We start from the raw sequence: 6858 nt of genomic DNA, 5'->3' as shown, positions 1-6858 counted from the left end.
ATCTACTGGGGCTGGGACACCGCGGTGTCGATCAACGAGGAGACCAAGGACAGCGCGCGAACGCCGGGCCGCGCCGCCGTGCTCTCCACGATCCTGCTGCTGGTGACGTATGCGCTGGTCACTGTCTCGGCTCAGGCGTTCGCCGGCGTCGGCGCCAAGGGCTCGGGGCTGGCGAACCCGGACAACTCCGGCGACGTCCTTTCCGGCCTCGGCACCTCGGTCTTCGGCTCGGCCGGCTTCGGCTGGTTCCTCAGCAAGCTGCTGGTGCTCATGGTGCTGACCTCGGCCTCCGCCTCGACGCAGACCACGATCATGCCGACCGCGCGCACCGCCCTCTCGATGGCCTCGCACCGGGCCATCCCGTCGCACTTCGCCCGGGTCCACCCGCGCTTCCAGACCCCGACCTGGTCCACCGTCGGCATGGGCTTGGCCTCGATGGCGTTCTACGCCGGGCTGACCAAGATCAGCAACAACGTGCTCTCGGACTCGATCCTCTCGCTCGGACTCGCGATCGCCTTCTACTACGGCCTGACCGGCTTGGCCTGCTTCTGGTATTACCTGCCGCTCGTGCGCCGCGGCCGGCAGTACGGCAAGACCCTGTGGCTGCGCTGCGCGCTGCCGCTGCTCGGCGCGCTGATCCTGTTCGCGTTCTTCGGCTACGCCTGCCACGTCTACTGGGCGGCCGACTACGGCTCGACCTACTGGACGCTGCCGTTCGCGCCGCACTGGGCGATCGGCGGGGTGTTCCTCACCGGCATCGGCGCGCTCGTACTCGGCATCCCGCTGATGCTGATCTACCGGTTCGTGCGGCCCGGTTTCTTCCGCGGCGAGACGATCCCGAAGTCGAACGCGCTGACCGAGCGGTCGATGCAGGAGGAGCCGGAACCGGAGGCGGTGTAGTGGCGTAGTGCTGTAGCGGCTCACGCGGCAGCCGCAGGTGGTTCAGGTCGCCGTGTGGTTGGGCTGAACCCAGTCGAAGGTCCGCTCCACGGCGCGCCGCCAGTTCGAGTACTCGCTCTCGCGGCGCGCCGGGTCCATCGCCGGGAGCCACTGCGCCGCCCGATGCCAGTTGCGGCGCAGGCCCTCAAGGTCCGGCCAGTAGCCGACCGCGAGGCCCGCGGCGTAGGCCGCGCCGAGCGAAACCGTCTCGGCGATCATCGGCCGCACCACCGGGGCGTCCAGCACGTCCGCCAGGAACTGCATCAGCAGGTTGTCGGCGGTCATCCCGCCGTCGACCTTGAGCGTGGTCAGTTCGAGCCCTGAGTCGGCGTTCATCGCGTCCACCACCTCGCGGGTCTGCCAGCCGGTGGCCTCCAGCACCGCGCGGGCCAGGTGCCCCTTGGTGATGTACGAGGTCAGACCCACGATGATGCCGCGCGCCCCGCTGTGCCAGTGCGGCGCGTAGAGCCCGGAAAAGGCCGGGACGATGTAGCAGCCGCCGTTGTCCTCGACCGTGCGCGCCAAGGTCTCGATCTCCGGGGCGCTGGAGATCAGCCCGAGGTTGTCGCGGAACCACTGCACCAGCGCACCGGTTATCGCGATCGACCCCTCCAGCGCGTAGGCGGCCGGTTCCGCCCCGATCCGGTAGCCGACCGTGGTCAGCAGGCCGTGGGTCGAGCGCACCGGGGTGCCGCCGGTGTTGAGCAGCAGGAAGCTGCCGGTGCCGTACGTGCACTTCGCCTCGCCCCGCGCGAAGCAGGTCTGGCCGAACAGCGCCGCCTGCTGGTCGCCGAGCGCCGCCGCGATCCGCACGCCGCGCACCGCGCGCTTCGCCGTGCCGTAGACCTCCGCCGAGGAGCGGATCTCGGGCAGCATCGCGGCCGGAACGCCGAAGAAGTCCAGCAGTTCCTTGTCCCATTGCAGGGTGCGAAGATCCATCAGCAGCGTGCGGCTGGCGTTGGTCACGTCGGTGACGTGCACGCCGCCGTCCACCCCGCCGGTCAGGTTCCACACCACCCAGCTCTCCATCGTGCCGAACAGCACGTCGCCGCGCTCGGCCCGCTCGTAGAGGCCCGGGGTGTGATCCAGCAGCCAGCGGATGCGCGGCGCGGAGAAGTAGGTCGCCAGCGGCAGCCCGGTCCGCTCAAGCACGATGCCGGCGTCCGGGCGCTCGGCGAACTCGGCGACCAGCTCGTCGGTGCGGGTGTCCTGCCAGACCACGGCCCGGCCGATCGGCATGCCGGTGCGCCGGTCCCAGAGCACGGAGGTCTCGCGCTGGTTGGCGATGCCGATCGCGGCGACCTGGTCGGCGCCGGCCCCGACCCGGTGCAGCGACTCGCGCGCGACGTGCTCGAGGTTGCGCCAGATCTCCATGGCGTCGTGCTCGACCCAGCCCGGCCGCGGGTAGAACTGCCGGTGCTCGCGCTGCGCCACCGACACCAGCCGGCCGCCCTGGTCGAACAGGATCGCGCGGGTCGAACCTGTGCCCTGGTCGATGGACATCACATACTGCGCGACCATGGCTGACCCTTTCGATGCCCGATGTCGCTGCCCGATACCCGTGAAATTCGGTCCGTCACCAGCGGCCGGCGCCGAGGTCCCGCGAGATGGCCCTCGCCGCGTTCTGCACGAAGGCCACCAGTCCAGGATCCGCCCGGTCCGCGACCGGGCACAGCCGCTCCACCGCCCCGGCGATGCTGATCGCCCCGACCACCAGGCCGCCGTAGCCGCGGATCGGCGCCGCGATCGAGGCCTGGCCCGGGGTGAACTCCTCCACCTCCGCGGCCCAGCCCAGCTCGCGCACCTGCCCGATCGCCCGGCTCAGCGCCTCGGCGGTCACCAGGGTGCGCCGGGTTAACCACTCCAGGTCCTCGTCCTTGACCTGCGAGGCCACGTCCGCGTCGTAGGCCAGCAGCACCTTGCCCAGCGCGGTGGCGTGCAGCGGCAGCAGCGAGCCCACGTCCAGGGTCTGCAGCGAGTCGTCCGGCCGGAACACGTGGTGCACGACCAGCACCTTGCCGTCCAGCGGGGTGCCGATGCGCACCGCCTCCCCGCTGCGCGAGGCCAGCGCGTCCGCCCAGTTGATCGCGCGGGACCGCAGGTCGTTGACATCCAGGTAGCTGGTGCCCAGGTGCAGCAGCGTCGCGCCGAGCTGGTACTTGCCGCTGGCCTTGTCCTGCTCCACGAAGCCCACGCCCTGCAGCGTGCGCAGAATGCCGTGCGTCGTGCCCTTCGCCAGGCCGAGCGAGGTGGCTATCTCGCCGACACCGAGCCGGCCGGAGCCGCGGGCGAGCAGCCGAAGGATGGCGGCGGCGCGTTCGATCGACTGCACGGGTCCCGGCATGGCAGAGATGGTAGCTGGTCGGACGTAGTTCGACTATGTCGAATGGCAGTGCTGTGTCACAACGCGAATCCGCCCGAGGTCTCCGGCAGGAGCGCGCCGCTCGTGTTACCGCCATGCTGCGAAACGGTACTTCACGAGGCACCAGGTGACCAGAGTTCGGCAATGTCGAACGGCGTACGTTGACTGGGTCGTTCGGCCTACCTAGTTTCACGACTATCGGCCTTCGAGCGATCCTCCACCACCGCCGGAGCGCCGATCCGGCTTCGCACCCAGCCGCGGAGCGTTACGCGATCGCGGCTGTGGTGCCGGGCTGTGTTAAAAGGTGCGCGTCTCAAGGAGGAGACATGGGAAGGTTGCGGGCCAAGGGGCTTCTGGGCGAACTGGCTGCCGAGTTCGCCGGCACGCTGATCCTCATACTCATCGGTGTCGGTGTCGTGGCGCAGGTTGTCGCCGGCGGCATCGGCAACCACGACAGCATCGCCTGGGCCTGGGGCCTCGGCGTCATCCTCGGCGTCTACGTCGCCGGACGGATCAGCGGGGCGCACCTGAACCCGGCGGTCACCGTGGCCCTCGCGGCCTTCGGCGGCTTCTCCTGGCGCAAGGTGCTCCCTTACTCACTCGCCCAGACGCTCGGCGCGTTCGTCGCCGCGCTGCTGGTGCGCTGGAACTACACCGAGGTGCTCGGCAAGCTCGACCCCGGCCACACCATCAAGACCCAGGGCGTCTTCTCCACCCTGCCGGGCAACGGCGCGCTGCCGGTGCACCTGTGGGGCGGCTTCCGGGACCAGGTCATCGGCACCGCGATCCTGCTGTTCCTGGTGCTCGCCGTCACCGACCTGCGCAACAACTCGCCGCTCGCCAACATGGCCCCGGTCGTCGTCGGCCTGATCGTGGTCGCCATCGGCATGGCCTGGGGCACCGACGCCGGCTATGCGATCAACCCGGCGCGTGACTTCGGCCCCCGGCTCGCCTCGTTCTTCACCGGCTACGGAACCGCCTTCCGAGACCAGTACGGCGATCTGTACTTCTGGGTGCCCATCGTCGCCCCGCTCATCGGCGGCCTGATCGGCGCCGGCCTCTACAAGGTCCTGATCGGCCGCTTCCTGCCCGGCCCGACCGAGCCCGACGCGGTCGTCGAGGAAGCCGAGCAGCGGCTGCGGGAGAGTCAGCCTGCGTAGCAGAGGGCTGCGTAGTAGAAGTGCAGCAGCGCCAGCAATCCAACGCCATCACAACGCGGTGAGAACTTTGAGAAAGGCGGCAATCCATGGCTGACTACGTCGGCGCGGTGGACCAGGGCACCACGAGCACCCGCTTCATGGTGTTCGACCACGGCGGCAACGAGATCGCCCGGCACCAGCTGGAGCACTCGCAGATCCTGCCGCAGGCCGGCTGGGTCGAGCACAACCCCACCGAGATCTGGGAGCGCACCCGCGCGGTCATCGAGACCACGCTGAACAACGCGGGCCTCTCCTCCTCGGACCTGGCCGCGCTCGGCATCACCAACCAGCGCGAGACCGCGGTGGTGTGGAACCGGCGCACCGGCCGGCCGTACTACAACGCGATCGTGTGGCAGGACACCCGCACCGACCGGATCGCCGCCGCCCTGGACAAGGACGAGCGCGGCCAGACCATCCGGCGCAAGGCGGGCCTGCCCCCGGCCACCTACTTCTCCGGCGGCAAGATCCAGTGGCTGCTGGAGAACGTGGACGGCCTGCGCGCGGCGGCCGAGTCCGGCGAGGCGATCTTCGGCAACACCGACACCTGGCTGCTGTGGAATCTGACCGGGGGCGTCGACGGCGGCGTGCACGTCACCGACGTGACCAACGCCAGTCGCACGATGCTGATGAACCTGGAGACCCTCGACTGGGACGACGAGCTGCTCTCCTTCTTCAACATCCCGCGGGCGATGCTGCCGCAGATCCGGCCCTCCTCCGACCCGGCCGGCTACGGGGTGACCCGCGCGGACGGCCCGCTGCGCGGCGAGGTGCCGCTGACCGGCGACCTCGGCGACCAGCAGGCGGCGACTGTCGGCCAGGTCTGCTTCACCCCCGGCTCGGCGAAGAACACCTACGGCACCGGCAACTTCCTGCTGCTCAACACCGGCAACGAGCTGGTGCGCTCGAACAACGGGCTGCTGACCACGGTGGCCTACCAGTTCGGCGGCGAGAAGCCGGTATACGCCCTCGAAGGCTCGATCGCGGTGACCGGGTCGGCCGTGCAGTGGCTGCGCGACCAGCTCGGCATCATCTCCGGCGCGGCGCAGAGCGAGGCGCTGGCCCGGCAGGTCGAGGACAACGGCGGCGTGTATTTCGTCCCGGCCTTCTCAGGGCTCTTCGCCCCGTACTGGCGCTCGGACGCGCGCGGCGCGATCGTCGGCCTGTCGCGCTACAACACCAACGCGCACCTGGCCCGGGCGACCCTCGAATCGATCTGCTACCAGACCCGCGACGTGGTCGAGGCGATGGAGCAGGACTCGGGCGTGCGCCTGGACGTGCTGCGCGTGGACGGCGGCGTGACCGCGAACGAGCTGGCCATGCAGATCCAGGCCGACGTGCTCGGCGTGCCGGTCTCCAAGCCGGTGGTCGCGGAGACCACGGCGCTGGGCGCGGCCTACGCGGCGGGCCTCGCGGTCGGGTTCTGGAAGAACACCGACGAGCTGGTCAGCAACTGGAACGAGGACAAGCGCTGGTCCCCGCAGTGGAACGACGAGCAGCGCGCCAAGGGATACCGCAACTGGAAGAAGGCCGTCTCCCGCACCCTCGACTGGATCGAGTTCGAGGACTGACGGCCCCGGCCGGTGCGTCCCTCCCGCGCCGCGCTGTGCGGGAGGGACGCACCGGACTTACCGGCCACGGCTACCGGCCGTCGTCAAAGACGCAGCGCCGAGCAGTACCAGGCAGCACCCACGCAGCACTGACGGGACCAGGAACGAGAAAGCAGAGGACCACCGTGCAATCCACTCCGCTGGGCGCGCAGTACCGGCTGACCGCCCTGCAGCAACTGGCTGAGGAAGAGTACGACGTGCTGGTGGTCGGCGGCGGGATCGTCGGCGCCGGAACCGCGCTCGACGCGGTGTCCCGCGGGCTGTCCGTGGCCATGGTCGAGGCCCGCGACTGGGCGGCCGGGACCTCCAGCCGTTCCAGCAAGCTGATCCACGGCGGCCTTCGCTACCTGGAGCAGCGGGACTTCGGGCTGGTACGCGAAGCGCTGAAGGAACGCAGCGTTCTGCTGAACCGGATCGCCCCGCATCTGGTGCGCCCGGTTCCCTTCCTGCTGCCGCTGCGCCACCGACTGTGGGAGCGTGCTTATATCGGCGCCGGCGTGCTGCTCTACGACACGATGGGCACCGCCGGAGGCACCCGCGCCCTGCCCAGGCACCGGCACCTGACGAAGACCGCCGCGCTGCGCCGGGCACCCGGACTGCGCAAGGACGGGCTCGTCGGCGCGATTCAGTACTACGACGCACAGGTCGACGACGCCCGCTACGTCATGATGCTCGCGCGCACCGCCGCGCAGTACGGCGCCACCGTCGCGACCCGCACCCGTGTCACCGGATTCGTGAAGCAGGGCGAGCG

Annotated in this window: 5 protein-coding genes and 1 pseudogene; 4 read left to right on the top strand and 2 right to left on the bottom strand. The window is 70.0% G+C overall.

What is annotated here, in order from left to right; translation table 11 throughout:
- Positions 1–900, top strand: a pseudogene (locus VFB40_RS21870) (amino acid transporter); the annotation flags it as partial.
- Between the two features lie 42 nt (positions 901–942).
- Here VFB40_RS21870 and glpK (VFB40_RS21865) read toward each other — a convergent pair.
- Positions 943–2460 carry a glycerol kinase GlpK gene (glpK, locus tag VFB40_RS21865; protein ID WP_324853585.1) on the bottom strand — a complete coding sequence of 506 codons (1518 nt, stop codon included), beginning with the start codon at positions 2458–2460 and terminating at the stop codon, positions 943–945.
- 55 nt (positions 2461–2515) lie between these two features.
- Positions 2516–3283: an IclR family transcriptional regulator gene (locus tag VFB40_RS21860; RefSeq protein WP_324853583.1), complete on the bottom strand. Its 768-nt coding sequence runs from the start codon at positions 3281–3283 to the stop codon at positions 2516–2518.
- A gap of 344 nt (positions 3284–3627) precedes the next feature.
- On the opposite strand from VFB40_RS21860, the gene VFB40_RS21855 reads away from it, so the two are divergent.
- The 3 genes from VFB40_RS21855 to VFB40_RS21845 form a co-directional block, all read left to right on the top strand.
- Positions 3628–4461 carry an MIP/aquaporin family protein gene (locus VFB40_RS21855; RefSeq protein WP_324853581.1) on the top strand — a complete coding sequence of 278 codons (834 nt, stop codon included), beginning with the start codon at positions 3628–3630 and terminating at the stop codon, positions 4459–4461.
- Positions 4462–4547: 86 nt separating this feature from the next.
- The gene (gene glpK, locus VFB40_RS21850; RefSeq protein WP_324853579.1) at positions 4548–6068 is read left to right on the top strand and encodes a glycerol kinase GlpK; all 1521 of its coding nucleotides are present in this window, start codon (positions 4548–4550) and stop codon (positions 6066–6068) included.
- Between the two features lie 164 nt (positions 6069–6232).
- Positions 6233–6858, top strand: a 626-nt coding sequence (locus VFB40_RS21845; protein ID WP_324853577.1) for an FAD-dependent oxidoreductase, incomplete at its 3' end; no start/stop codon positions are given.

The organism is Actinocrinis sp., from assembly GCF_035650855.1.
Taxonomy (GTDB): Bacteria; Actinomycetota; Actinomycetes; order Streptomycetales; family Catenulisporaceae; genus Actinocrinis.
This window is presented reverse-complemented; position numbering and strand designations above follow the sequence as displayed.

Coding starts and splice junctions, on each gene's coding strand:
- VFB40_RS21860 (WP_324853583.1), bottom strand. CDS start 3,283: ATGCCGGGACCCGTGCAGTCGATCGAACGCGCCGCCGCCATCCTTCGG.
- glpK (WP_324853579.1), top strand. CDS start 4,548: ATGGCTGACTACGTCGGCGCGGTGGACCAGGGCACCACGAGCACCCGC.
- VFB40_RS21855 (WP_324853581.1), top strand. CDS start 3,628: ATGGGAAGGTTGCGGGCCAAGGGGCTTCTGGGCGAACTGGCTGCCGAG.
- glpK (WP_324853585.1), bottom strand. CDS start 2,460: ATGGTCGCGCAGTATGTGATGTCCATCGACCAGGGCACAGGTTCGACC.